The sequence below is a fragment of the Clostridium sp. genome (assembly GCF_051650885.1).
Classification (GTDB): domain Bacteria; phylum Bacillota; class Clostridia; order Clostridiales; family Clostridiaceae; genus Clostridium.
Window position 1 is genome coordinate 1 of the sequence record NZ_JBOFRG010000101.1, and the last position, 26015, is coordinate 26015.

Below are 26015 nucleotides of genomic sequence, written 5' to 3' on the forward strand. Positions count from 1 at the left end.
AAAAAAGAAGTGTTATAGCTTTAGTTTTAATAAATTTAAGTGTATTTGGAGTAACATCATATTTACATAATAAAAGTTTAGAAGGAATATTTTATGGATTTATATTAGGTATAACTGTAAGCATAATTTTAGGAGTATATGATTTTTATAAATATAATGAAAAAATAAATAAGGTGAAAAATTTTTTTGAAGATAAAAATATAGAAATAGATAAAGAGACTGAAATAGAGAAACTTTATAAAAAAGAATTTTTAAGAGTTATTAAAGAAAATAAAGATTTAGAAGAGATAAATGAAAAGACTAAAAATGAAATAATAAATTATTATACTTTATGGGTTCATCAGATAAAAACACCAATAGCTTCTATGAGCTTACTTACAAATAATTTAGAAGGAACTATTAAAGGGGAATTTTTAGAAGAATTATTTAAAACAGAAGAATATGTAGGGATGGCATTAAATTATGTAAGGCTTACAGAGGGAGAATCAGATTTAGTCATAAAAAGGTATGACTTAGATAAGCTTTTAAAAAGTGCAATAAAAAAGTATGCAAGGCTTTTTATAAGGAAAGGATTAAGGTTAAATTTAAAAGAAGTAGATAAAACTTTAATTACTGATGAAAAGTGGTTTCTTTTTGGAATAGATCAAATTTTATCAAACAGTTTAAAATATACTAAAAAAGGTGAGATAGCTATTTATTTAGAAGGGGACAAGCTGATTATTAAAGATACAGGTATTGGAATTGAAAAGGAAGATTTGAAAAGAATTTTTGATAAAGGGTTTACAGGCTTTAATGGAAGACGAGATAAAAAAGCTACAGGGCTTGGACTCTATTTAGCAAAAGAAAGCTTTTATAAAGCAGGATGTAGCATTTCAATAGATTCTGAAATAGGGGTAGGAACAAAGGTAAGTATTTCATTAAAAAGCTAATGTGACATAAATGTAAGTCTAAAGGTTAAAGTGTAAGGTTAAGCTATGGAGAAGAGGTAGGAGATTTTCATATAATTAGAGTATAAAGAAGATATGAGAGGAGAGTTATATGGAATTTTTAAAGGTAAACAATATAAAAAAAGTATATAGTACACGATTTGGAGGAGAAAAGGTTATAGCGTTAGATAATGTAAGCTTTTCAGTTGAAGAGGGAGAGTTTATATCAATAATGGGAGAATCAGGGTCAGGAAAGACAACACTTCTTAACATAATAGGTGGACTAGATAGACAAACTAATGGAGAATATCTTTTAGATGGTGAAGATATGAGCATGATAAAGGAAAGCAAATTATCAGATTTCAGGCGCAAAAATTTAGGATTTGTATTTCAAGATTTTAATCTTTTAGATACTTTTTCATTAAAAGATAATATATTTTTACCATTAGTTTTAGGACGTGAAAAATATGCAGTAATGGAAGAAAGGTTAAAGGGGCTTTCTAAAATGCTTAAAATAGAAAAGCTTTTAGAAAAATATCCTTATGAAGTATCAGGGGGGCAAAAGCAAAGATGTGCCGTAGGTAGAGCACTTATAACAAATCCAAAGTTAATTTTAGCAGATGAACCTACAGGAGCATTAGATTCAAAATCAGCAGATAATTTACTAGATATTTTTAAAAAGATAAATGAAAATGGTCAAACGATTTTAATGGTAACTCATAGCATTAGAGCAGCAAGTAAAACTAATAGAGTTCTTTTTATAAAGGATGGAAAAATCTTTCATCAACTTTATAGAGGAAGTATGAAAGATGAAGAAATGTATGAAAAAATAAGTAATTCATTATCACTTATTATGAAAGATGGTGAATAATATGTTTTACTTTAAGCTTTCAAAAGAAAATATAAAAAAGAATAAAAGATTATACATTCCTTATGGAATAGTTAAAAGCATTATAGTAGTAATATTTTATATTATGGCATCTGTTATGCTAAATGAAAATGGAAAAAGTGTAGGTGGAGAATCACTTCAAAGACTAATGATGTTTGGAGTAATTATTACAGCTATATTTTCTACAATATTTCTTATATATATAAATAGTTTTTTAATGAAAAAAAGAAAAACAGAGTTAGGACTTTATAATATTTTAGGGCTTAATAAAAATCATATTATAAAACTAGTTTTAATAGAGAGAATAATAATATCTTTTATAACAATAACCTTAGGGATAATTCTTGGAATTATCTTTGGAAAAATAATATTTTTATTTTTATTAAAGCTGATAAAAGTAAGTGAAATAACCAGTTTTGGAGTATCTATTGAAAGTATATTACTTACAATAATATTATTTACAGGCATTAATTTAATTATGGGGTTAATTGACACGATAGAAGTTAAAAGAAGCAATATTATAAAGCTTTTAAAAAGTAAAAATGTAGGTGAAAGAGAGCCTAAAGGAAAAATTATCATAGGATTAATTGGACTAGTTTCTTTAGGTGTAGGATATTATAATGCCTATACAGTAGAAAATCCAGTTCTTGCAATGAACTCATTATTTTTTAATATAGTATTAGTTATGATAGGGTTATATCTTTTATTTACAAGTGGAAGTATAATAATCTTGAAGTTTTTAAGGAAGAGAAAAAATATATATTATAAGGAAGAAAACTTTATAACTATAGGAACAATGATATATAGAATGAAGAAAAATGCAGTAGGGCTTGCGAATATATGTATCCTAGGAACAGGAGTAGTACTTGCATTATCAACAAGTCTTACGCTATATATAACTTCAGAAAAAATGTTACAAGAGAGATATCCAAATCATATAGATATAACTTTAAGAAAGGTAAATTTAGAAGAAATAGAAAAAGCTAAAAATACCTTAAATAGTATTGAAAGAGAAGACATACACGAAACTTTATTTACAGGTGGACCATTTATAATTGATGGGGAAAATTTTATAAAAACAACAAATGCATACAATAGTGTGGGGGTTAATTTTATTCCAAATAGTACTTATAATAAAGAGGCTAAAAAAGATGTACTGATCAAAGAAGATGAGGTATTAGTATACTCTAAAAATGTAGATTATAAAGAAAAATTTGTGAATTATGAAGGGAAAAAATATAAAGTAGAAAAGATAGATGATATAGGAAGCTTAAAATCAGAAAATGAAGAAATTATGGATTCTATAACAATGATAATGAGTGATAACTTCTTTAAGAAAGATTTATATTATGCTACAAGTTTTGATTTAAAAGATGCAGAAAACTTACCTCAAAAAAGAAAAGAAATAGAAAAAAGTTTAAGAAATTTAAAAATAAAGGATTTAACAATACAAGATAAAGAAACAGTTAGAGAAGATTTTAATGACCTTTATGGGGGTTTTTTATTTATGGGCTTGCTTATAAGTATAGTGTTTTTATTTGGAACAATCCTAATTATTTACTATAAACAAATAAGTGAAGGTTTTGATGATAAAGAAAGATTTAATATTATGAAAAAAGTTGGACTTGAAGATAAAAAAATAAAGAAAATAATAAGAAAACAAGTATTTACTGTATTTATGCTACCATGTATATTTACAGGAATAAATTTATTTTTCGCATATCCAATGATAGAAAAAATATTAATTTTATTAAATTTAACTGAAACAGAAATATTTCCATTAATAATAGGTATGACAATGATAATATATTTAGTAAGTTATCTTATAATCTATAATATGACTTCAAAAGTATATTATAAAATAGTGAAATAGAAGGTGGAGCAAGAATTTACTTGCTCCGCTTTTAATATGTATATAAAGAAAATTATGTGTGTTTCTCCTTAAATGCTAGTGGATATACAACATATTATTGGGAATCAAAGGGAAGTGCAGAAGTAGATTTTTTAATTCAAGATAAGGATGGAAATATAATTCCTATAGAAGTAAAAGCAGCAGAACATGTTAGAGCTAAAAGCTTAAATCAATATATAAAAAAATATAATCCTAAATATGCGATAAGAATATCAGGAAAGAATTTTGGATTTGAAAATGGAATAAAATCAGTACCATTATATGCAGCATTTTTAATTTAGAAATATTATATAGAAAACTTCAGGAATTTTGAATTCTTGGAGTTTTTTTATTATCCTCAAACATATATGGTAAAAAATAGATAAAAAGGTTATAATTTATAAAAGGTTGTGTAATGGGGGTTAGCATGAGAGGAAAAAAGTATAGTGTTATAGCAATAGTAGGAGTTGTATTTTTTATCGTAAGTATAAGATTTTATTTGAATAGGAGAGAGGTAGAAAATTATATCCAAAATAATACGGGGATAGAAAAAATTGAAGTGGATAATTATAAAGTGTTTTTATCAGGTGAAACACATGCAATGAAAAAAAGTTATAGCTTTAAAAAAGAAATGTTTTCTTATTTAAATAAAAATGCAAATGTAAAAAATATAATTGTAGAAATAGGATATTGCAGTGGTTTATTATTAAATAGATATATTCAAAGGGGAAATGAAGAAGATTTGAATTTTTATATGAATGAACTAAAGGGAACAATGGCCTATAGCGAAGAAGAGTATGAATTTTATAAATGGTTATATAAGTACAATAGTGAATTAGATGAAAATGAAAAAATTAATATATACGGTTTAGATGTTGAACATCAGAAAAGAACTGCTATAAAAGGTATAAGTACATTAATAGATAAAAATAAAAAGATACCTATAAACCTTGAAAATGCTATTAATAAAACTTTAGAAGGAGAAAAAGATGCAGAGATATATTTAAAAGTTATATATGAAAATCATAAAGAAGAGGTTAAAGAGTATTTTGGAGAAAATTATATCTATTTTGAAAATTCTATAAAAAGCTTATATCCAATAGAAACGGGAAAAGATATGAGAGATAAAGTAATGATGAGAAATTTTTCATTTATATATAATTTGAAGAAAGATGAAAAGTTTTTTGGTCAGTTTGGAAGTGAGCATATCTATAGTGACTATTTGAAGAGTGATTATGGAACAGAGGAAGATGGAAGATTTGGAATTCTTTTAAATAATGAAGAATCACCAGTTAAAGGAGAGGTATATTCAATTTTAGGTGTTTATAAAAATAAAGATGGATACACACCAAGAAAAGAGTTTATTGATTATTCCTTTATGAAAAAATATAAGGAAGATAGATTTATTAACTTAATTGGAGAAAAGAGTCCTTTTAAAAATAAAGAATATCTATTTAAGGAAAAAAAGGGGAATAATGTAACAAGTGATTACGTTCAAGGAATTATGATATTTAATAATTCAGAGCAAGCTAGAGAATTTAATGAATATAAGAAATAAAAAAGAGCTATCGTAATAATAGATTTGATTGTCTATTACTACGGTAGCTTTTTAATTAACAATAAGACTAAAGGTAAGTGTTAGTATTTCACCAGGGTTTATTGTAGGAAGGGAAATTCCAGTTGAGAAATTAGGGTTAGAAACAACTACTTCATTTATTTTTGTTGAATTAGTAACTAAGCTTGTTCCATTTGGAATTGTATCAAAAAATACTGGGTTTAATAAAGGAAGATTACCTTTATTAGGAATTATAATAGTATAATTTAATGTATTTCCAATTGTAGTATATTCTTTATCTACAGTTTTTTTATAACCAGTTAAATCAATATCGTAAATAAAAAGAGGAACGGTATTTGTATTTATACTATTTGTATAGGTAGAAGAAGTGGTTGGATCTAAAATATTAGAATAGCTTATATAAGCCGAATTGTTAAATGGATTTGGAGTTGGTATCGATTGTGCTAAAACTGTGAAAGAAATTGTAAGAATTTCATTTGGTAATAAATTTGGTAGTATTGCACCAGGTGGATTTGGATTTTTAGATGTTGAAGTACTGTTTTCAGTAAATGTGCCAGGTTGGAAATCCAATCCAGATGGAAGGGTATCTACTAATACCAAAGAATTTGTAATTGTATTACCAAGATTTTTCATCGATACATAATAAGTTACAGTAGTTCCTTTTGGATTAATTTCAGAGGTTGAAAATTTTGTTGTAACAATACTTGTGTAATTTATAGTTGTAACAACTTCATTTGAATTATTTGATGAAGAAATCGTAGATACTCCATTAGAATAATCAAAGGTAGTTGATGAATTATTTAAAATCATATTATTAGTTGGAAGAGTAGTAACTGTTACTTTAAAGCTAATAGTTTTAGATGAACCAACAGTTATATTCCCAAGATTTATTCCTGGTGGATCTAAAGTCCCACTTTGAGGGCTACCATTAATGGTCAGTGAATTAGAAATTAAAGTTGTATTTTCTGGCAAAGTATCCCAAAAAATAATATTTGTACAATCATAATCAGAGGTATTAGATAAAACTATTGTGTAAGTTAGAATTTGGTTTAAAGAACTATAAGTTTTATCAACAGATTTGTTCATATTAATCATTCCAATGGCTAGAATTGTGGTAGTAGCAGTATTTGACAATGCAAAATCTACAACTGTAGCAACATTAACGCCAGGTTTAAAATTATAATTTAAAGTTGCAAAATTGCTTACAGAATCATTAGTAGCTAAAGTATTTGAAAGTATTGCATTAAAGGTAATAGTCATTCTATCACCAGGAACAAAACCACTACCTAAAGAAATACCAGATTGTGGGTTACCAGAGTTAGGTGTTCCATTTAGGGTTAAAGAATTTGGAACAAAAGAAGCTTGTCCAAACGGTAGTGTGTCAAAAAAGAAAATCTCATTTGCTGGAATAAGTCCTTCATTAGAGATAATAATTGTATATAAAAGTGTATCGCCTTTTCCAGTATAATCTTTATCTACACTTTTTGTAACAACCATTTTAGCTTCATTTAAATCAATCATTAATCCATAAGCAATGTCTGTACTTGCAGCTGAAGAGGTGGATAGATAAACTGTGTTTTGAGAGTTTTTTAAATATCCTAAAATATTTTGAGATGTTAAAGAAGCTAGTAACCTATTTGGTGGAACTAAAACAGAACCATTATTCATATTATCTGAATATGCATTAAAATTAGCATGTCCCATTGTACCTCTAGTTTCCAAAAATGAAAAATTAGGATCAGCCAGATTCCCATTACAAATGTTAGGTGTTAAAAAAGCAAAAGCAGGTGCATAAGGAGCTTGTCCATTCCAAGTAGCAGTTATAGGAAGTGGATTTCCAAGAGGAATTGTTGGAGAAGCTGTATGTCCAATATAAGCTTTAGTTTTATCTATATAATCTGTTTGATTTGCAGCCATTACAACAGCTGCATTACATGGACCAGTTGAAGGCGTTATAATATTAGAAATTTGAATTGTTCCACCGGCACTAGCACCACCAGAAGTTAGATATACAGAACGTAAAGGAAATGTTGGATTGCTATAAACTACAGCTAAAAACCAGCAGGTTCCAAGATTTGAGCCAGGAATACTAGTACAGCCGTAATATCCAGAACCAGCATTTTTAACTATTGTAGTAACAACAACTCTTCTTACTGTATAACCACCAGTTTGGGTGTCAGTATGAACTAAATTAGGTATAGTTCCAGTTGGTGTAATGAAATTTATTCCATTAGTATTAGAAAAGCTTTGGGTACTCCATAATAACTCAGCGTAAAGTACATTAGAGTTATCAGGCATAAAAAATGGAGCTGTAGAGCCACTTTGTAGATAATTTGAAACTAAGTTTTCATTTAAATCGAAATAGGTGTTGCAATAAATTATCCCACTAGTAGTTGTTGTGGGATAAACAGTGGTTGTGTTTCCAGTAATGGCAACAACGCCTCTAATATTTTGTTGAAATTTTACTGATAAAGCCATAAAAACCTCCTTTGAAATTTAAATTATATAATATAATATGGAAGTAATGATATATTGTGATATACAGGAATAGAGCATGAATAAAGCTTTTGTACAAGAAAATATAGAAATAAATACCATTAAAGGATATAATTAAATATAAGTTATACAATTTAATGGAGGGAAATAAATGAGAAGGGTAGAGATTAGAAAAGCAAAAATAGAGGATGCAGAAAATTATTTAAATATGCTTATAAATTTAGATAGAGAAACTAAATTTATGATGTTTGAAGAAGGAGAAAGAACTATAAGTGTTAAAGAAATTGAAGGAATTATTGAAAAAAGTGTTATAGATGAAAATTTACTTTTAGTAGCTACATTTGAAGAGGAAATAGTAGGATTTCTTTTAGGTAGTAGGGGAACTCTTAATAGAATAAAACATAGCTTATATGTTGCAGTTGGAATACGTGAAAATTTTAGAGGTCAAAAAATAGGAATGAGATTTTTCTTAGAGCTTCATAAATGGTGTGAAGAAAAAGAAATTAAAAGAGCTGAACTTACTGTAATGTGCCACAATGAAAAAGCAAAAAAACTTTATGAGAAAAATGGATTTGTAGTAGAAGGAATTAAAAAGAAATCCATGCTTGTAGATGGAGAGTATATTGATGAATTTTGTATGGCAAAGTTATATTAAGGAGAAAGAATGTTTAATTTTTTGTTAGATTTTATAGATGCAATTGTAGATATATATGAAACAATAAGAGATAAAGAAGAAAAAATAATTGTTAAAATAATTTGTATTATAATAACATTAGTTTTATTGTATTTTAGCTTTAAATTATGGTTATAAAGGAGTGGGCAATATGAAAGTGATAGCACTTCTTAGAGGAGTTATGCCAACAGGGAAAAATAGAATACCTAAAATGACTGAATTAGTAAAAATATTAGAAAATATAGGTTTTAAAGAAGTAAGAACTTACATTCAAAGTGGTAATATATTATTAGATTCAGAACTTGTTTTTTCTGAAATAGCATTTAAGATACATAATGAGATATTAAAGGAAATAGGTGCAGATTTAGATGTTATTATAAAAACAAAGGAAGAGTTAGAGCTTTCAATTAATGAAAATCCATTTAATGCAGATTTAGATAGTTCAAGGATTCATTTAGTATTTACAAATGAAAATATAGATAAGGTAAAATTAAAAGAAATAGAGAAATTAGAGTTTGATGGTGAAATCTTTTGTAAAGGAAATGCATGTTTATATATGTATTTACCAAGAGATGCGAGAAAGAAAAGGTTAAATAATAATTATTTAGAAAAAAGATTAGGGATTAGAATGACAACAAGGAAATTAAGTGTGATTAAGAAATTGAATGGATTAGTTGAAAAATAAAATTAGTATATGAAAAAAGCTATGGATAATAATAAATTCCATAGCTTTTTTGGCTTAAAGTATTAAGTTTTTACCTAAATTTTTTGATTTATATAATAATTTATCAGCTTTAATTATTAGTGTATCTAACTCTTCATCAGTTCTAGTAGAAACACCAGCACTAAATGAAAGGGAAAGATTATGTTTAAGATTAAGTTTAGAAAATAAAATATTATATTTTTTTAGTAAATTTATAGAAGTTTGTTTATCCTTATTTATAAATGCAATAATAAATTCTTCGCCACCTGTCCTTAAAACAAAGTCACCTTGTTCTAAATTACGAATAATAGCTTGACCAAGTCCAACTAGTACCTCATCACCTACAGAATGACCAAATGTATCATTGATCTTTTTAAAATTATCAATGTCAATCATTGCAATAGAGAAGTTTGTTTTATTTTGAATAAGATTATTTAATAGTTTATATCCATAGCTTCTAGAATAAGTTTTAGTTAGATAATCATAATTTACCATTTCAGAAAGTTTTTTTTCACTTTCTTTTTTGATGTTATAAAGTTTAAGTAACCTATTTGATAAAAACAACAATGCTATGGTAGCTAAAATAAGAATAATTGTAAAGTTTTTAGCAAGTGAATTTGATTTTTCTAATGCATTAAGCTTAGATGTGTTTAATTCATTATTAATTGTAATAGTAGTTGATAAAAGATCGCTAGCTTTATCATTTTCATTTAAATAAATAGTTGTATCATAAAATTCTTTGTATAATGGCTTTAAGTCATAATTAAGATTATGAGTAGTTATATATGCTATGGTAGATTCAAGTGTAGCATTATATTTCATAATATCGTTATGTTTTTTTAGAATTTTTAATCTTTTACTAATATAATTCATAGCGTTTTTAGGTTGGTTTTTAGCTATATAATAATTAGCATATCCATGATAAACAGTTTCTAATGAATATTCGCTATCTAATGAAACAAATAAATTTTCAGCTTTTTTTACTTGTTCTAATCCCTCATCTAAGTTTCCAAGGAAAATATTTGCTAGTCCTAAATTTATAAGAAGAGAATCTGCCATATTAGTACCTCTATCCTTATCAATAAGGAGTTGTAGTTCATATAATTTTTCTGCGTATTTTTTTGTAAGAGAATAATCTTTAGTAGTATAGGCATATTGCATTAAGCTATAATACATTTCATCCCCTTTAGATAGTTTTAGCTTATCATCTAAAGGAATAGCGAGTAACTTATCATAGTAAAGTTTTGCTTTGTCATACACTTTAAATTCACTAAAGGTAGTTAAATAAATAGAATATACTAAAATTTCAGCATCTAAAACATCATTTTCTGATAAAACTTGATATTTATCATTATTAATCATCTCAAGAAGTTCATTGCAGAAGACAAAAGCATCAGAATACCGACCTATTCTTGTCATTGACCAAGCAATATATTTATTTTCAGAAACAGCTAGAAAATCTCCACCAGGAATTTTCCTATAGTTATCAATTGCTAGTTGTCCATACTTCATAACACCATCAAAATCTCCGTTAAAAGAATATAACCCTACTAGTGCAGAAGCGTATTTTCCTTTTGTAAAAGGATCTGTCTCTTCTTCGAGCAATTTCAAGTACTTGGCCTGATTTTGTGTTGGAGAACTAAGAGCTTCATTTGCTGTATCATTGATATCTTTAAGCATAGCTTGTAAAGTATCTATATCTACTTTAGGTGAAATTAATTTAGGTATAAATATAATTCCTAGAATGATTATAATAATAGATATAATATAAAATGGAAATTTAAATTTTTTCATAAATCACCTCATTAACATAATATTCACATATAACATTATAATATTAATTACAATAAAATGTAAATGAAAGGTTTAAATGTAAAACATTTTAGTAAAAAGATGGAAGGGTTAATAGATGATTACATACAGTATACAAGTCAAGAAGATAATAAAAAGAGTTTTAAAAGAAATTTGAATAGGGGTTAGAAAATATAGTAAAATAGAATTATATTATAAAAGTAAGGATGAGTTAACAAATGAAAAATGATATTTTTGGACAAATAGGAGAAATTATTATATTTACAGCTATCTTAGGTGTTATAAAGGTTATAGATGGTAAATTTAATTTAGGATTGTCTTTAGGAGCAGAGATAGTCTTATCAGCAATAGGAGTTGCTATATATGTGGTTTTAAAATACAAATATAAGAAGAGCAAAAATAAAAAAGAAGATGAGATAAAAAGAAAAATAGAAGCTGATGAAAGGTTTAAAGATTAAAAAATATGGGAAAAGATTATTAGAATTAGTGGAATAAAATAACAATATATAAATATATGTATAATGTAAGAGTAATTATATAGGGGAGAAAATTATGATTATTTTAACTACGCCAAGTTATCCAGGAAAAGAAATAATAGATGTTAAGGGAGTTGTTTCCGGAAGTACAATTCAATGCAAAAATGTTGGAAGAGATATAGGTTCAGCATTTAAAAACCTTGTTGGTGGAGAGATGGTTGCCTATAAAGAAATGTTAGACAAGTCTAGAGAGATTGCTGTAGACAGAATGATTAAAGAAGCTGAGGAAATGGGAGCAAATGCAATCATTAGCTTTATGCTTGGTTCATCAGCAGTTGCACCAGGGGCAGCTGAAATTGTGGCATATGGAACAGCAGTTGTTGTTGAGTAAAAGAATATCTAAAAAATGTAGAAAGGTGTAGATTTTTTAATCTATACCTTTTTTGGTTATAAAATTTTCCTTTTAATATATAATAAAATATTGAGGGGTGATTTTTTTGTTGAAAAAATTTAGAAAATCAATGTTAGAGAGGGTTTCATTAACAGAAGAAGAAAATGAGATATATAAGGAAAAGGATTTGGAAAATCTACCTGTAGGGATGAAAAGATATTTTAGATATATAGAGTGTATAGGAAAACTTCGACACAATGTAGTAAACGTGATTTTTGAAGATGTAGACTTTGTTATGTCTAATAAAAATTTAAAGATGAAGTATGATTTATGGTTATTTAAAGATGAGCCTTATAGAGCTGCAGGGATAAAAACATCTTTATATGGAATTCCTTTTGATGGACTTGATTATAGTGATGAAAAGAGAAAAGTAGGGGGAATGAAAGGAAGGCTTGCAAAAATTATAACTGTAGTTAATGAGGAAAATGAACAAATATATAAAGCAGGACTTATTGCATGGATTATTGAAGGAACAATGAATCCAAGTATATTATTATCAAAATATATTAGTTACAGAGAAATAGATAAAAATAATGTAGAAGTTACAGTTTCATATAATGGAGTTTTAGGAAAAGGTATTTTTACAATTGATGATGAAGGAAAAATAATTGAATTTTTTAGTGATGAAAGACAAAGAGAAAAAATAAATGGGGTAGAAACTGATTTAGGATGGAGATGTAGTATTTCAGGGTATAGAAAAATAAATAATATAAGGGTTCCTTCAGAAATAGGAATAACGACTATATATGAAGATAAAGAAGTAGAATATTTTAAAGCAAAAAAAATTAAAACTATATATTACAAATAGGGGAACTATAGAGGGATGAGAAAAAAAGTAGTAATAGTTTTTATGATTGTAAGCGTATTTTCAATATTATTTTCTATTGAGAATAATATTGAAAAGATGAAGATATTTGAGGAAGTAGTTTTTATAATATCTTTTTTAGGATTAGAAGTTTTATTTAGTTTATTAAAGAATAAAAATTTGATGATAGGCATAATAGAAGTAGCTATATTGGTTTCTATAGTAATATTAAAATTAAATTTTATGATATACTTTGTACCAGTTTTAATATCTAAGGTATTTAAATGGCGTAAGATTGCCTATTCTATTCTTATAAGCATAATTATAATGGCAGTTTTAGATAATATTCATTATTTAGATATTTCGATTTATATAGTGATTATAAGTCTTTATCTTAATGAAATAGCTAAAAGAAGTAAGGAGCGAGTTTTATTTAAGGAAAAAAATAAAGATAGAAGAGAGGAAAATCATAGAATAAGAAAAGAACTTCATGACCTTGAAAGATATTTAGAGCAAAATAAAATAATTGCAGGGCTTAAAGAAAGAAATTTTATGGCACAGAAACTCCATGACCATTTAGGGCATAGAATAACAAGTTCTTTAATGCAATTAGAAGTAACAAAGGAAACTATAGATAAGGATACTGAAATAAGTAAAAAATACTTAAATGGTGCTATGGAAAATTTAAGAGTTGGAATGGATGAAATAAGAAAAATGTTAAAGGGTGTAAAGCCTAAAGAAAAGCTTTTAGGAATTGAAAATATAAGAGAGCAAATTTTTAAATTCCAATATAGTTCAAGAATGAAAACAAGTTTAAAGGTGCAAGGGGATTTAGAAAAGATAAGTTTTAACTTATGGGGTGTTATTGAAGAAAATTTAAGAGAAGCTTTAACAAATGCCGCTAAATATTCAGAAGGAAAAGAGGTTATTGTTTCCATCTTTATTTATAACAAAATATTGAGAGTTGAAATAAGGGATGATGGAAAAGGCAGTGATTTTGAGAGTGTAGGTCTTGGGTTAAATGGAATAAAGGAAAGAACTATAAGAAATAAAGGAAGAGTAGAATATTTTAATGACAATGGTTTTGTAATAAATACTGTTTTTGAAATTTAGGGGGAAAGATGGCAATAAGGGTATTAATTTGTGATGATGATAGCTTAATTAGAGAAAGTTTGAAGGTTTTATTACCACTTAAAGGTGATATTGAAATTGTAGGAGAAGGAAAGAATGGCAGAGAAGGGATTTTAATGTGTCAAAAATATAAGGTTGATGTAGCATTAGTAGATATAAGGATGCCAGAGGTAAATGGAGTACAAGCTGTTCGTGAAATAGTAAAGACTACTGATACTAAATGTTTAATTTTAACTACCTTTGATGATGAAGAGTATATAAGTGAAGCTATAGAATATGGTGCTAAAGGATATATTTTAAAGGGAAGTAGTCCAGATGAGATAGTAAATTCTATTAATGCTGTGTTTAATAAGAATTTTATATTAAATGAAAAGGTGTTTGAAAAGATTCAAGGAAAATCTATTGAGCCAAGTATAGAAAAATATAAATTTTCAGAGAGGGAAATTGAGATAATCAAAAGTATTAGTGAAGGATTGAATAATAAAGAAATAAGTGAAAAGTTATTTATTTCAGAAGGAACTGTTAGGAATTATATAACAGGAGTGTTAGAAAAAACAGGATTAAAGCATAGAACAGCTATAGCAGTTAATTATTTAAAAGGGAATTTTTAAATTTCATAAGAAGAAATGACAAATGTCATATAAAAAGATGATATTAATACCTAATTAGTATCGTCTTTTTTTTATATAATAAATACATAAAGAGGAAAAGGAGTTAAAAATTATGAAAATTATAGAAGTTGAAAATATATATAAAGACTATGGAAATCATATAGCAGTTGATGGGTTAAGTTTAGATGTAAAGAAAGGTGAAATACTAGGAATACTTGGACCAAATGGTGCTGGGAAAAGTACTTTAATTGGAATGATTTGTGGATTAATTAAAAAAACTAAGGGAGATATTACTTATGAAGAAAATATAAAAAAAGTTGATGCTTGGAAAGAAAATATAGGAGTAGTTCCACAAGATTTTGCAATTTATTTTGATTTAACTGCAGAAGAAAATGTTAATTTTTTCTGTTCATTATATGGGTTTAAAGGAAAGGAATTAAAGAAACGTGTTGATAGAACCTTAGAGTTTGTAGGTCTTACAGAGGTAAGAAAAAAGAAGGCTGCAGAGTTTTCAGGAGGAATGAAAAGAAGACTTAATATAGCTTGTGCTATAGCTCATGAACCAAAGCTTATTATAATGGATGAACCAACTGTTGGAATAGATCCACAGTCAAGAAATCATATTTTAAAATCTGTTTTAAAGCTTAGAGAAGAGGGAGCAACTATTATTTATACATCTCATTATATGGAAGAAGTTGATATGCTTTGTGACAGAATTATTATTGTAGATAAAGGTAAAAAGATAGCTGAAGGAAGTAGTGATGAACTTAAAAATTTAGTTGAAAATAAAAATATCTATAATATTTTAGTTGAAGATGAAGTTCTAGGATTAGAAGAAAAGCTTTTAGACTTACCAGGAATAGAAAAAGTTACTTATGAAGAAAAAAGTTATAGAGTAACAACATTAAAAAGTAGTAATTCAATAGTAGAAATAGTTAATGTGATAGGAAATAACAATGGAAAAGTAAAAAGTATATCAAGTGAAGAGCAGAGTCTTGAAACAGTATTCTTAGCATTAACAGGAAAAAAATTAAGGGATTAGGGTGAAAAATTATGTATTTAGCAATGCTTAAAAAAGATTTAAAGCAATTCTTTAGAGAAAAGTTTAATATAATTATTTTGATAGTTTTTCCAATAGTTCTTATAACTACTTTGTCTGTAGGACTTCAATCTATGATGGATGGAGGAAATGTTTTTAAGGAAGATGGTGAACATGTTGTTTATTATAGCATAGAAGAAGACAGTCCATATAAAGAAGGATTTTTAGGTTTTGGACAGGCGATGGATGAATCTATAAATGTTAAGTTTAAAGAAGAAAAGAAATTTGAAGATATAAAAGAAAAGGTTGATAATAATGAGGCTTTGGCTTATATAAGCTTTAAAGGAGAAAAGATAGAATATTATACTTCAGCTAATGGAGCAAAAATAGAGGGAAGAATATTTAATGAAATATTTAATAGCTTTTTAAAAGAATATGGAAGCTATGAAACAATAGGTACTTTTAATAAGACTGCATTTATGAATTTTGTTCAAAATAAATATGACACTTATGTAGAAGAAGAAAGAATAAATGGAGCAAAAAAATTAACAGCAGGAGAGTTTTATACATTTGCAGAACTAGCACTTATCATTTCATTTTTAGGGCTTACAATAGGAGAAATGACATTTAAAGAAAAGAGACTTAAAACGGTAAATAGAATAATAATGTCAAAATCAAGTCACTTAATAATGTTATTATCTAAAATATCTTTAGGAGTTATTATAGGAACGCTTCAAACATTGTTGGTTTATGGATATACATCATTAGTTTTAAAAGTAGATTGGGGAGAAAATACAGTTAAGTTTTTAATTTTATTTATAGTATATTCTATATTTATGTCTATAACAGGAGCTGTAATTGGAGCTCTTTGCAAAAAAGAAGGAATGACTTCAGGAATTTTAAATATCTTCTCATTTGTGTGGGGTGCTTTAGGTGGATGCTTTACACCTCTTTCAATGATTATTTCTATTCCAGTTTTAAATAAGCTTGTATATCTAAGTCCAATTTACTGGATTACAACAGCTACAAGTACTATGGTATGTGGTTTTCAAACTATCGCATATAAAATTGCAATGGGAATTCCTATAGTATTTTCTATAATCTTTTTATTAGTATACTTTTTGAAATCAAGAGATAAGGAGGCAGTAATAAATGCTTAATATAATGAAAAATGTATGGAAAATGCTTTCAAGAAGAAAAGGATATCTTTTAGTTGCAATATTTTTTCCAATAGCAGCAACATTATTTTTCACATCAATTTATACAAATAATAGTAGTTATCCTGTAGGAGTAATAAATAAAGATAAAGGAAGCTTAGGTGCTGAAATTTCAAGTTCAGTAGATAGCTTAAAGGTTATAAGTGTTAAGGATTTAGAAGCCTCTGATGATAATATGAATAAGCTGATTTTTAATGAAGTTTCTATGATAATTACAATAGATGAAGATTTTACAGAAAAGCTTTTAAAGGGAGAAAAAAGTGAAATTAAATTTAACTCTATAAATAAAAATGAAATGACAGAGATAGTTAAAAATTTATTAGATACAGAAACAAAGTCTTTAGCAAATCTTTGTAATAATATAGATGTAGAAAAAGTAGGAATAGAAAAAGTTTTAGAAAAGTACAAAGAAAGTATTCCAGAATATAATCTTATAAAGGCAGAAGATAAGGGCGTAAATATTATGGCAACAGTTGGATTAATGATATATTTAATATTTATTTCAGCTGGTATGGCATCAAGTGTTTTAATAGAAGATGAAAAAAATGGAACAAGAGATAGAATTTTAATGGGAAAAGTTAAAATAAAAGAATATTATGGAGCAATGGGTACAGTAATCTTTTTACTCTCAGTGATTCCAGTTATAGAATACTATATTCTTTGTAAAGTTTTAAAATATAATATAGGATTTTCAAGTGAGTGGATATTATTATTACTTTTAGTCCTAGTAGTTATACTTGCAGTTTCCTTTACAATAATGGTATCTACATTAGTAAAAAATAAAGCAGTACATGGAGTAGTAACAGCAACTCTTACAATTCCTATGTTTATGCTTAGTGGGGCATTTTGGGAGTTTTCAATGATGAGTGAAGGGCTTCAAAAAATAGGAAGTGTCTTCCCAATAAGATGGTTTATGAGTGCTATAGAAAAAATGCAAAATGGAGCACTTATAGAGGAGATATTACCAAATATAATAGGTCTAATAGCAATAATACTATTAATGTTTGTTTTAAGTGTATTTTTTACTAAAAATAAAATAGTATTAATAAAAGAAAATTAGAATTAAAATATGAAAAAAAGTCAATGCTAATAAATGAAGCATTGGCTTTTTGCATTATTTATAAAAAAAAGTTATTATAAATATAAGAAAGAAATTTAATAAGATTAGAAAAATTAATGAATTTTTAAAAAAAGAAGAAAAAATTTAGAGTATTATGTATATAAAGAGGTAATGAAAGGAATGATGAAGATGAATTATGAATCAAAAATGAGTTATGCAAAGAATCCAATGCAAACTATATTTACATCACTTGCCATATCATTAGTATTTATGGCTATAGGATTTTTTGTTGGGATAATGTTTGTGCCAGTTCAAATGGCATATATGGCAAATAGAATACTTGGAATAATTGTTATAGGGCTAGTAGTTTTATCTATGTTTAGCAGAAAATCTATTATACCAAGAAGTTTTTCTATAGTATATGTTTATGGATTTACATTTATATATGGAGTTATATTATATCCTGTATTAATGTATTATTTAAGAGTACTAGGAATATCAGTATTTTTCTCAGTTGTAGGTGGAGGAATTGTATTATTTGCAATTCTTGCAATTCAAGCTACTAAAAAAGAAGCTGGTTATTATATGAGTATGGGAAATGTTTTATTTGCAGGATTAATAGGTATCTTAGTTGCATCTGTAATAAATATATTTTTCTTTAGTAGTCTAGTATCAGCTATAATAAGTGCAATTGGTGTAGTAATATTTGCAGCATATGTAATGTATGATATAAGTGTTATGAAATATGCATTAAATAGTGGAGCTATAAGAGATAAGAATGATTTATCAATTTTTGTATTAAATCTTTACTTAGATTTAGTTAATTTAATACTTAATTTATTAAATGTAGCAAGTTATTTTGATAATAATTAATCCTTCTAAAATAGTGGATTATAAATATACTGTTTATTAAATAAAAGAGCTGTGTCACTAAAAATTTAAATTAGTGCACAGTTCTTTTTTTTGTATCTTAAAATAAAGTTCTTGCTTTATAATAATACAGAACCAGCCATTTAGAAACAATTTATTTATTATATTAATAAATTATTGACAAAATTAAATTAATAAAATAGTCTTATATAGAGTTTGAAATAGGGGGATATATATGGTAAGAGGATTAGATTTAACAGAAGGAAAAATTTTAAATAAACTTGTAGCATTAGCACTACCTATAATGGGTACATCTTTTATACAGATGGCTTATAGTATGATTGATATGATTTGGGTAGGAAAGCTTGGAAGTTTAGAGGTTGCAGCAGTTGGAACAGCAGGATTCTTTACATGGCTTGCAATGGCATTTATTATAGTTTCAAAAATGGGGGCTGAAATAAAGCTTGCACAATGTGTAGGTAAAAAGGAATTTGAGAGAGGAAGAAAATATATAAGAGCAGCAATGCAAATGAATATAGTTTTATCTATTACATATTCTTTAGTGATATTAATATTTAATAATGCATTAATAGGATTTTTTAATTTAGGTGATGAGGTTGTAATAAGTTTAGCTAAAACATATTTAATAGCAATAGTATTTGGATTGCCATTTTATTTTATTAATCCAGTATTTACATCTATATTTAATGCAGTAGGAAACAGTAAAATTCCTTTCTTTGTAAACACTTGTGGATTAATATTAAATATAGTTCTAGATCCACTTTTAATATTTGGAGTAGGGGATTTCAAAGGGATTGGAGTACTTGGAGCTGCAATAGCAACTGTAGTTTCCCAAATTTTGGTATCGGTTTTATTTTTAATATTAATAATGAATAAAAATTATTCATACCTAAGAGTAAATATATTTAAAAAAGTTAGATTTAACTATGTAAAAAGAATTTGTAAAATAGGACTTCCGGTTGCACTTCAAAGTGGACTTTTTACAGTTTTTGCAATGTTACTTGGAAGGATAATTGCAGTATATGGACCTGTACCGATTGCTGTGCAAAAGGTAGGGTCACAAATTGAATCAATATCATGGATGACAACAGATGGACTGGCTATAGCTTTAGGAACTTTTGTAGGGCAAAACTTTGGTGCTAAAAAATATGATAGGATCTTAAAAGGATATAAAGCAACCTTAGTACTTGCAGGAGCTATTGGAGTTTTTGCAACAGTACTTTTAGTATTTTTTGGAGAAAGTGTTTTTTCAGTTTTCATAAATGAAAAAGAAGCTATTATAGGTGGAACAGAATATCTTAAAATCTTAGGATATTCACAAATTTTTATGTGTGTTGAAATAACAACAGCTGGAATATTTAATGGAGTTTCTAAAACCTATATACCATCAATAATAAGTATTACTTTAACAGGAATTAGAGTGCCACTTGCATACTTCTTATCACTGCCAAATATTTTAGGAATAAATGGAGTTTGGTGGGCAATAACTATAACAAGTGTGTTAAAGGGGACATTTATTGTAATTGGGTTAATATACTTTTATAAAAAAGGTTTATTATTTAATAGAAAAGAAGTTAAAAAAGAAGAGTTAATAGAAGAAATAGTATAAAAGGAAACTTGGCTAAAAATTAGCCAAGTTTTTTATCTATATGAAATAAATATTTATAAAATAAAAGGTGGAAATATTATGAAATTTATATTTTTTTGCGAAATTTAAGATATATATATAATAAAAAATGAACTAATTGTAAAAAATATGATATAATTCAGGTTATAAAAAATAAATTTTGACAAGAAAGGACAAAGAGGGGGAAATTAATGTTTAGAAAATTAACTATTGAAGAAATAGTTGCTATAGGGATTGGGTCTGCCGTATTTATGATTCTTGGTAGATTTGCATCTATTCCAACAGGAATACCAAATACTGAATTTGCAACTTGCTATGCATTTTTAGCACTTATAGCAGTTATATATGGAGCTAAGCCAGCATTTTTAATTGGATTTATTGGACATACTTTAAAGGATATGACATATGGAACACCATGGTTTAGTTGGGTTATTGCATCAGCAGTAGTAGGACTTATTATAGGTTTTTCAAGAAGGTTTGTATCTATTTGGGATGGAGATTTTAATTTTAAGAAAATGCTTATATATAATGGATTCCAAGTGGTAGCAAATGCTGTAGCTTGGGGATTTGTGGCACCAACTTTAGATGTTTTATTTTATGCAGAGCCTGCAAACAAGGTATATTTACAAAGTGGTGTAGCAGGGTTATCTAATATTATAACCTGTGGTGTTTTAGGAACAATGCTTTTATATACATACTCTAAAACAAGAATAAAAAAAGGTAGCTTAGTTAAAGAAGTAGAGTAAGGGGGATATGATAGATTGAAAAGAACTATTATAGAGTTTAAAGATTTTTCTTTTAAGTATAATGCACAAAAAGAAAAAACGTTGAAAAATATAAATTTAAAAATATATGAAGGTGAAAAAGTACTTATTGTAGGTCCATCAGGATCAGGAAAGAGTACCCTTTCAAGTTGTATAAATGGTGTTGCACCTTTTCTGCATAAAGGGGAAATGGAAGGAAACTTAATTGTAGATGATATAAAGGTACAGGAGAGTAGTATTTTTGAATTATCAAACAAAGTAGGGACAGTGCTTCAAGACCCAGATGGACAATTTATAGGGTTAACAGTTGCAGAAGATATAGCCTTTAAATTAGAAAATGATTGTATAGAAACTGAAGTAATGAAGAAAAAAGTCAAAGAGGTTTCTAAAATTGTAGAGGTTTCAGAACTTTTAGATAGTAGACCACATGATTTATCAGGAGGTCAAAAGCAAAGGGTTACCTTAGGTGGGGTAATGATAAATGATTCGAAAATTCTTTTATTTGATGAACCACTTGCAAGCTTAGATCCAAAAACAGGAGAGAGGGCAGTAAACTTAATTGACAAGATAAATAGAGAAGAAGGTAAAACTGTAATTATAATAGAGCATAGATTAGAAGATGTTTTACATATAGATGTAGATAGAATAATTCTGATAAATGATGGACAGGTTTTATTTGATGGAAATAGAGAAGAAATTTTAGAAAAAGATATTTTAAGAAAAAATGGTATTAGAGAGCCATTATATATAACTCTTTTAAGATATGCCGGTGCTAAAATAGAAAATAATATAAATTTAAAAGGTGTAGAAACTTTAAATTTAGAAAAAGTAGAAAAAAATATAGAAGAATTTATAAAAAATACTAAATTGACACATGTAGAAGAAGAAAAAGAAACTTTATTAGAGTTTAAAAATGTAGATTTTTCATATAGTGAGAAAAAAGATATATTAAAAAATATAAACTTTAAAGTTAAAAAAGGTGAAATATTTAGTATTGTTGGGAAAAATGGAGCAGGGAAAAGTACTCTTTCAAAATTAATTTGTGGTTTTTATAAAGTAAGTAATGGAGAAATTCTATTCAAAGGTAAAAATATAAATAATGAAACTATTAAGGAAAGAGGAGAAAAGATTGGACTTGTTATGCAAAATCCAAATCAAATGATTTCTAATTCATTTATTTATGATGAAGTTTCCTTTGGTCTTAAGTTAAAGGGATTAAAGGAAGAGGAGATTAAGAAAAGAGTTTTAGAGGTTCTTAAAATATGTAACTTATATCCTTTCAGAAATTGGCCAATTTCAGCATTAAGCTATGGTCAAAAGAAGAGGGTAACTATTGCATCAATTCTAGCTTTAAATCCAGAAATATTAATCTTAGATGAACCAACAGCAGGGCAAGATTTTAAGAGTTATTTAGAAATAATGGAGTTTTTAAAAAAGCTTAATAGAAATGGTGTAACTATAATATTTATAACTCATGATATGCATTTAATGCTTGAATATACAGATAGAGCTTTAGTTCTTGCGGATGGAGAAATCTTAAAGTTAGATAAGCCTTCAAGTATTCTTACAAATGAAGAAATAATTGAAAAAGCAAATTTAAAAAGAACATCAATCTATAATTTAGGAAAAAGATTTGGTGAAGATAAACCTAAAAAGCTTATGGAAGCTTTTGTAGAGATGGATAGGAGGGAAAGGTAGAATATGAATGGAATGCTTGAATATTCATACAAGGACTCTTTTGTACACAACAGAGTTGGAGCTATAAAGCTTATATTTTTAATCGCTTTTATAACAAGTGCTATGATAAGCTATGATACAAGGTTTTTATTAGGAATGCTAGTTTTTAGTGTAGTTATTTTTAAATTATCAAAAGTAAAATTTAAAGATATATCCTTTGTATTTTATTTTATACTTATCTTTTTAATAATAAATAGTTTTTTAATGTATCTTATAGCACCAATGCAAGGAACAGAAATCTATGGAACAAGTAATGTATTATTTAAGATAAATGATTATTTTGTAGTAACGAGTGAACAATTATTTTATCAATTTAATTTTATTTTAAAATATTTAATTGTAACACCAATTGCATTAGTATTTTTAGTAAGCACAGACCCAAGTGAATTTGCAGCCTCTTTAAATAAGATAGGTGTAAGCTATAGAGTGGCATATTCAGTTTCAATAGCACTTAGATATATTCCTGATATTCAAAGAGAGTATAAAGAAATATCTTTTGCAAAACAAGCTAGAGGAATTGATATGTCAAAAAAAGTACCTCTTTTAAAGAGACTTAAAAACTCAACATCTGTAATTATGCCAATTATTTTTTCAAGTCTTGAAAAAATAGAAATGATAAGCTGTGCAATGGAGCTTAGAGCTTTTGGAGAAAAAAAGAAAAGAACATGGTACAAGTATAAGAAGTGGAATGATAAAGACTATATTGTATTAGCTATTTCTATAGCATTAATAATAATATCAATAGGCTTTTGCTATATAAACGGTGGAAGATTTTATAATCCATTTGTCTAATAAGAAAGATTTTTTCATTAATTTGGAAAAATCTTTTTTATTTAGAAGGGATTTTCTAAATTAAGTAGAATATATATATTATAGAATGTAAAGGTTATCAAAAAGGAGAGGATTTTTATGTATATAGCACCATATCTTTTAAATATAAAGGTAAAAAACAATTCAAATGAGGTAATAAGAGGATTAGAAGTTTCCTATGCAGAAGATATAGGAAGAAAAGCAAGAGTTGGGAAAGTTAAAGTAGGAGAAGAAACAGATTTAATAATAGTAACAAAGGATATAAAAGAAGATAATAAATTAGTTTTAAAATTAAGAAATGGAGAAGAATTTGAAGTAGATAAAGAAGTAATAGAAAATCCAATTGATTTAATATTAGAACTTCAAATAAATGAATTTTCAAAAACAAATTTAAAATTTGAATCTAAATACGTACAATATAGTAGTTAAGAGATTATTTATATAGAAAAATAGATGGAGGAGTCCATCTATTTTTTTAGTATTTTTAATTAGTGATGATTTTATAATTAATTGAAAAAGTGCTTATAAATTCCTTAGATGATATGGAGGAAGCATCAATATTAGTTTTGCAAAAGATACTTGGGCTTGAAGGGATAGAAGAATTTAAAATATATGAAAAATTATTAGGTGGAGTAGGGTTTTCTAAAAATAAAAAGTCATCGTTTATACTAATAATATTGTGCTTGGAGTTTTCAAGGAAAAGGCTTAAGTTAAACTTTAGGTTTTTTGAATTTCTGTAAGTTATAAAAATCTTAGCAAAGCCTTTATTTAATGTAATGGGCGTATTAGTTTCTATATTGTTAATAAAAACATAAGCGGAATCATTGGCTTGAATTAAAACCTTATAAGTATCAGTGCTATTTATATAAATATATCCAAAAAGATGGACAACATCAGCTTTTTTGAATTCAGAATGGGGGATGGATAAATTTTTAGAAATTCCAGTAGTAATGGTTTGTAGTTGAGAGTTGTTACAGGTAAAGGTTGTATAACTTAAACCTGAGGTTGAGGGTTCAAAACTAAAAAAAGAATTTGCATTTATAGTTCCAGATTCTACTAAAAGTTTTGGAAAGCCAGTTTTGAAGGCTTCACTTAATAGAAATTTATTAGATATTGCCATATTTATAGAGATTTTTTTTATAATATTGTTATAGCCAATATCAGTAATAATAAAGTTAGAGTCAGATTTTATATAATCAATTTCAGAAATCATATCATAATCAGTTACATTTTTAATAGATGGAAATTCAAAAACTCTTGAAGAAGCAGGAATGTAACTATTCCCAGCATCAATTAAAGTTTTTAAGGAAGAAACTTCAGAAGGGAAAAGCTTTATAGCTTCATTTCTTATATCTTCATCAGTGAAAACTTTTTTAGCAAACTCTTCGTTAGAGAGAGTTAAAGAATTCTTTAGCTCTAATAGAATCTTTTCATTATCTAAAGAGCCAGAAATAATGCCATTAAAGGTTTCATTTATCAATGTTTTTATAAAGGTTTGTAAGCTTGTTTTATACATAAAAATCTCCTTTTAGAAATAAGGTTATTACATAGGAATGCAATAACCTTTAATTTAATTAGCCTAAAGGCTTGTAGTCTGTTTTGAATTTTATTTTAACACCACCAAATATTTGAACTGAACTTCCAGTATTATCTTTATCACTAATAGTCGCAGTTGAAATATTTACACTTGAAAAACTAGAAGAAGCAGAAGCTTTAATCCATCCACTTAAAAAGCCACCAGTTTTAGCATTGGCAGAAAGATTAAAATCTTTCCGATTATAGTTTGTCCGATACTGCTCATAAAAACTAGAACCATAGGTTGTAAAGGTTAGTTTTGTTTCAATTTCACCATCTTCTATAACTAATCTTAAGATTCCAAGTGAAACCATTTCCTTTAGAACTTCATATTTATCTGCAGCAATACGTTTTGCAGTTGCTTTTAAAATATCATCATACAAATTGTTTATAGGTGTAGATGTATTTGCAGGTAAACTTATAGGTACATTAGGAATCGATACAGCATCATTTATAGCATTAGCTTGAGTTGTAGTTAAAGTATTTGTATTATCACTTGTTATAACAGTTCCAGCATTTGAATTAGGATCTGGAAGAACTTTAGCTAAAAATTGAAAAATTAAGTCTCCACCAATTGAATCCTTTGTATCATTTATAAAAGTTGTTAAATCTTTACTTACTGATTTAACAAGTTCTAAATAAGCTTCTGTTTGTCTTAAATTTGCTGAGATTACAGCATCAAAAACATCATTAATTAATTTACAAGTAAACTCAGGAAAGCCAATTTCATTTAGTCTAGTTGAAAGAGCTATTGCATCACTTGCACTCATAAAATTCACTCCTTTTTATACGATATACTATAGAATATTCAAAAAAGAAGAAAAGTTGATTTACATAAGAAAGAAATAAAAAGAA

Annotated in this window: 26 protein-coding genes; 22 read left to right on the forward strand and 4 right to left on the reverse strand. The window is 26.9% G+C overall.

All coding sequences use genetic code 11. From position 1 onward, the window contains the following. The 5 genes from ACRC28_RS04635 to ACRC28_RS04655 form a co-directional block, all read left to right on the forward strand. Window positions 1–929 (forward strand): sensor histidine kinase (locus tag ACRC28_RS04635; protein ID WP_438542283.1); only part of this gene is annotated, 929 nt, incomplete at its 5' end. 109 nt (window positions 930–1038) lie between these two features. Beyond that, entirely contained in the window at window positions 1039–1797 is a 759-nt protein-coding gene (locus tag ACRC28_RS04640; protein ID WP_438542284.1) for an ABC transporter ATP-binding protein, read from the forward strand. Window position 1798: 1 nt separating this feature from the next. Next, entirely contained in the window at window positions 1799–3688 is a 1890-nt protein-coding gene (locus tag ACRC28_RS04645; protein WP_438542285.1) for an ABC transporter permease, read from the forward strand. Between the two features lie 56 nt (window positions 3689–3744). Beyond that, the gene (locus ACRC28_RS04650; RefSeq protein ID WP_438542286.1) at window positions 3745–4008 is read left to right on the forward strand and encodes a DUF4143 domain-containing protein; all 264 of its coding nucleotides are present in this window, start codon (window positions 3745–3747) and stop codon (window positions 4006–4008) included. A 125-nt stretch (window positions 4009–4133) separates the two neighbouring features. Continuing rightward, on the forward strand, window positions 4134–5264 hold the full coding sequence (locus tag ACRC28_RS04655) for an erythromycin esterase family protein (protein ID WP_438542287.1): 1131 nt from the start codon (window positions 4134–4136) through the stop codon (window positions 5262–5264). Window positions 5265–5315: 51 nt separating this feature from the next. Here ACRC28_RS04655 and ACRC28_RS04660 read toward each other — a convergent pair whose 3' ends face one another. After that, a complete protein-coding gene (locus tag ACRC28_RS04660; RefSeq protein ID WP_438542288.1) occupies window positions 5316–7760 on the reverse strand; it encodes a hypothetical protein in 2445 nt (814 codons plus the stop codon). A 169-nt stretch (window positions 7761–7929) separates the two neighbouring features. Between ACRC28_RS04660 and ACRC28_RS04665 the strand changes: the two genes are divergently transcribed. From ACRC28_RS04665 to ACRC28_RS04675, 3 genes are read left to right on the forward strand one after another with little or no spacing between them, the layout of a single operon-like run. Then, window positions 7930–8433: a GNAT family N-acetyltransferase gene (locus tag ACRC28_RS04665; protein WP_438542289.1), complete on the forward strand. Its 504-nt coding sequence runs from the start codon at window positions 7930–7932 to the stop codon at window positions 8431–8433. Window positions 8434–8442: 9 nt separating this feature from the next. Continuing rightward, window positions 8443–8589 (forward strand): hypothetical protein, encoded by a 147-nt coding sequence (locus tag ACRC28_RS04670; protein WP_438542290.1) that lies wholly within the window; start codon window positions 8443–8445, stop codon window positions 8587–8589. Between the two features lie 13 nt (window positions 8590–8602). Then, window positions 8603–9136 (forward strand): DUF1697 domain-containing protein, encoded by a 534-nt coding sequence (locus ACRC28_RS04675; protein WP_438542291.1) that lies wholly within the window; start codon window positions 8603–8605, stop codon window positions 9134–9136. A 54-nt stretch (window positions 9137–9190) separates the two neighbouring features. On the opposite strand, the gene ACRC28_RS04680 is transcribed toward ACRC28_RS04675, so the two are convergent. Next, window positions 9191–10948, reverse strand: a complete 1758-nt coding sequence (locus tag ACRC28_RS04680; RefSeq protein ID WP_438542292.1) for a GGDEF domain-containing protein — start codon at window positions 10946–10948, stop codon at window positions 9191–9193. Between the two features lie 236 nt (window positions 10949–11184). Here ACRC28_RS04680 and ACRC28_RS04685 point away from each other — a divergent pair, with 236 nt between their 5' ends. From ACRC28_RS04685 to ACRC28_RS04750, 14 genes are all read left to right on the forward strand, one after another. Continuing rightward, a complete protein-coding gene (locus ACRC28_RS04685) occupies window positions 11185–11424 on the forward strand; it encodes a hypothetical protein (protein ID WP_438542293.1) in 240 nt (79 codons plus the stop codon). A 94-nt stretch (window positions 11425–11518) separates the two neighbouring features. Beyond that, window positions 11519–11833 carry a YbjQ family protein gene (locus ACRC28_RS04690; RefSeq protein WP_438542294.1) on the forward strand — a complete coding sequence of 105 codons (315 nt, stop codon included), beginning with the start codon at window positions 11519–11521 and terminating at the stop codon, window positions 11831–11833. 106 nt (window positions 11834–11939) lie between these two features. After that, a complete protein-coding gene (locus ACRC28_RS04695; protein WP_438542295.1) occupies window positions 11940–12701 on the forward strand; it encodes a DUF6544 family protein in 762 nt (253 codons plus the stop codon). Window positions 12702–12716: 15 nt separating this feature from the next. Next, the gene (locus tag ACRC28_RS04700; protein ID WP_438542296.1) at window positions 12717–13811 is read left to right on the forward strand and encodes a sensor histidine kinase; all 1095 of its coding nucleotides are present in this window, start codon (window positions 12717–12719) and stop codon (window positions 13809–13811) included. 8 nt (window positions 13812–13819) lie between these two features. Continuing rightward, the gene (locus tag ACRC28_RS04705) at window positions 13820–14440 is read left to right on the forward strand and encodes a response regulator transcription factor (protein ID WP_438542297.1); all 621 of its coding nucleotides are present in this window, start codon (window positions 13820–13822) and stop codon (window positions 14438–14440) included. 112 nt (window positions 14441–14552) lie between these two features. Next, on the forward strand, window positions 14553–15482 hold the full coding sequence (locus ACRC28_RS04710; RefSeq protein WP_438542298.1) for an ATP-binding cassette domain-containing protein: 930 nt from the start codon (window positions 14553–14555) through the stop codon (window positions 15480–15482). 11 nt (window positions 15483–15493) lie between these two features. Continuing rightward, a complete protein-coding gene (locus tag ACRC28_RS04715; RefSeq protein WP_438542299.1) occupies window positions 15494–16639 on the forward strand; it encodes an ABC transporter permease in 1146 nt (381 codons plus the stop codon). Beyond that, on the forward strand, window positions 16632–17756 hold the full coding sequence (locus ACRC28_RS04720) for an ABC transporter permease (RefSeq protein ID WP_438542300.1): 1125 nt from the start codon (window positions 16632–16634) through the stop codon (window positions 17754–17756). The genes ACRC28_RS04715 and ACRC28_RS04720 overlap by 8 nt, the downstream gene beginning before the upstream one ends. Window positions 17757–17927: 171 nt before the next feature. Continuing rightward, window positions 17928–18629, forward strand: coding sequence for a Bax inhibitor-1/YccA family protein (locus ACRC28_RS04725; RefSeq protein WP_438542301.1), 702 nt, complete (start codon window positions 17928–17930; stop codon window positions 18627–18629). A 232-nt stretch (window positions 18630–18861) separates the two neighbouring features. Further along, window positions 18862–20256: an MATE family efflux transporter gene (locus tag ACRC28_RS04730; protein ID WP_438542302.1), complete on the forward strand. Its 1395-nt coding sequence runs from the start codon at window positions 18862–18864 to the stop codon at window positions 20254–20256. 209 nt (window positions 20257–20465) lie between these two features. Continuing rightward, entirely contained in the window at window positions 20466–21020 is a 555-nt protein-coding gene (locus ACRC28_RS04735; RefSeq protein WP_438542303.1) for an ECF-type riboflavin transporter substrate-binding protein, read from the forward strand. 15 nt (window positions 21021–21035) lie between these two features. Beyond that, window positions 21036–22736 (forward strand): ABC transporter ATP-binding protein, encoded by a 1701-nt coding sequence (locus ACRC28_RS04740; RefSeq protein ID WP_438542304.1) that lies wholly within the window; start codon window positions 21036–21038, stop codon window positions 22734–22736. A 3-nt stretch (window positions 22737–22739) separates the two neighbouring features. Continuing rightward, a complete protein-coding gene (locus ACRC28_RS04745) occupies window positions 22740–23567 on the forward strand; it encodes an energy-coupling factor transporter transmembrane component T family protein (protein WP_438542305.1) in 828 nt (275 codons plus the stop codon). 117 nt (window positions 23568–23684) lie between these two features. Beyond that, window positions 23685–24014 carry a hypothetical protein gene (locus ACRC28_RS04750; RefSeq protein WP_438542306.1) on the forward strand — a complete coding sequence of 110 codons (330 nt, stop codon included), beginning with the start codon at window positions 23685–23687 and terminating at the stop codon, window positions 24012–24014. Between the two features lie 55 nt (window positions 24015–24069). Here ACRC28_RS04750 and ACRC28_RS04755 read toward each other — a convergent pair whose 3' ends face one another. Together ACRC28_RS04755 and ACRC28_RS04760 are read right to left on the reverse strand one after the other, a co-directional pair. Then, complete coding sequence (locus ACRC28_RS04755) at window positions 24070–25101, reverse strand: hypothetical protein (RefSeq protein ID WP_438542307.1); 1032 nt, start codon at window positions 25099–25101, stop codon at window positions 24070–24072. A gap of 58 nt (window positions 25102–25159) precedes the next feature. Beyond that, window positions 25160–25930, reverse strand: a complete 771-nt coding sequence (locus tag ACRC28_RS04760; protein ID WP_438542308.1) for a hypothetical protein — start codon at window positions 25928–25930, stop codon at window positions 25160–25162. Between the last annotated feature and the right edge of the window lie 85 nt (window positions 25931–26015).